2 protein-coding genes are annotated in these 1,939 nt (G+C 43.7%); both read left to right on the top strand.

Annotated features, from left to right (window positions below):
* A partial coding sequence (locus BGP77_RS02780) for an FAD-binding oxidoreductase (RefSeq protein WP_108163224.1) occupies nt 1–990 on the top strand: 990 nt, incomplete at its 5' end.
* A gap of 477 nt (nt 991–1,467) precedes the next feature.
* Nucleotides 1,468–1,939 (top strand): rhodanese-like domain-containing protein (locus tag BGP77_RS02785; RefSeq protein WP_108163225.1); only part of this gene is annotated, 472 nt, incomplete at its 3' end.

Here is a 1,939-nt window from a genome sequence, read left to right on the forward strand (position 1 = left end):
GCCAAAGGTAGCTGTCAGATTGGGGGTATCGCCTCAACCAATGCCGGCGGCAGCAATGTCTTGCTAAACGGCATGGCGCGCGACAATATTCTCGGCATTGAAGCCGTGCTTGCCGATGGCCGCATTGTTAATTCGACAAACGTTCTGCTCAAAAACAATACCGGATACGACCTGAAGCAACTGTTTATCGGCAGTGAGGGAACTCTGGCTGTCATAACCCGGCTAAACCTTAAACTCGGTTATCTGCCACCGGCGAAACACAGCGCCCTGCTCGCCGTCAGCAACTTTGAGCATTGCCTAACGATCAAGCAACAATTACAACGGCAACTCAACGACCAGCTGTCTGCATTTGAAGTTATGTGGCAAGACTTTTATGAAAAGTCGATTAAGAGCGATTATATCGAACGAAAACCGCTGCCTGCCGGGCATCCTTATTACGTCATCGTGGAATACAACTCTGGGGCGAACCCCGCGTTTGAGGATATTTTCATGACTGCACTGAATGACCTGCTCGAACAGGGTCTTGCTGACGATGTGGTCATCGCTCAAAACAGCACTGAACAAAAGAACCTATGGGCAATCCGCGAAAACATCGAACCTTTCCGCAGCGATGGCAACATGGTTGCCTTTGATATCAGCATGCCGACAAAACACATGACCGCCTATGTCGACCGTATTCGCCAAACAATGACGGCTGAAAAGTTGCAGCTGACACCATACTTTTTTGGCCACATTGGCGACTGCAACCTGCATATAATTTTCACTTTGCCTGAGTCTTCATCGATAACGGCGGACGACCTCGATGCCATTGTATACGACAATTTAAGTGGCTTAAGCGGTTCGATTTCGGCCGAACATGGCATAGGAAAAGACCGGCTGAAATATCTGCCGCTGAGTCGATCAGAAATTGAAATAGAACTCATGCGCACAATAAAGCGGACGATGGATTCTGAACTTATTTTGAATCCCGGTAAAATTATCGAATGCTGAAAATTAGCAATAAAACGAGTTTTATAAATTTTTAATCATAGATATTCCGGTGCCGAACCGAAGCTTAATATCTCGCGCAAAGGCAATGGAAACTTCTATGCATGATTATTATTCTCATTTAAAAAAATAAAAATCAATGCCGGAATTTTCGATTTTAAAATTGGCGGGAATTTTTAAATTCATAAAATAATTCCCCTCGGCTTATGCTAATTTTTTTTACTAAGTTTTTTTTAATAAAATATTTGAACTAAAAACATTGCGAAATATCGCTTAATGCAACCAGCCGTGTTCACGACAAAACACTTAAGAAACAATGGATTAATCGCAAATTTTTATTCATAAAATTAAAAGCAGACTTGTCTGTGAAATATTTATTTACAGCAAAAAAAAATTTTCTCGACCAAATACTCCTTTAGACTTTTCTAAAATAAGTTCTATATTGTGCTCACCTACTATAAAAAAGATAAAAGGTGCGCCATGAAACATCCACTGAGATTTATCATCCTCACTCTAATGATCATTCCATTTTCGCTTGCAGATGATCACCGACTGCCTATCGATCAAAATGTAGATCAAATCACGGTACAAACCGAAGACGGCCCGGTCACAATCGTTCGCACGAAAAACGATATGCAATTAATCGGCGGCGTACTTCAGCCGTTAATTCCTATTCCCGGAGTTCACCCCATGGGCGAGCTCGACGTACTCGCAGCCTTGAACGATGACAGCTTCGTTGTCGTCGACATGCGCACGATTGAATGGCGTGTTAAGTCGACGATTCCCGGCAGTGTTCACATTCCTTACACCGAAGTCGCTATGCGTTTAGATGAACTCGGTTGTACTGGCGCATCTGGAGCGTGGGATTGCAGTAACGCCAAAAAGATTGTCGCTTTCTGCAACGGTCCGGCCTGTGCACAAAGCCCTTTGGCGATAAAAGCAATGGATCGGG

Source organism: Saccharospirillum sp. MSK14-1 (assembly GCF_003054965.1).
GTDB lineage: Bacteria > Pseudomonadota > Gammaproteobacteria > Pseudomonadales > Natronospirillaceae > Saccharospirillum.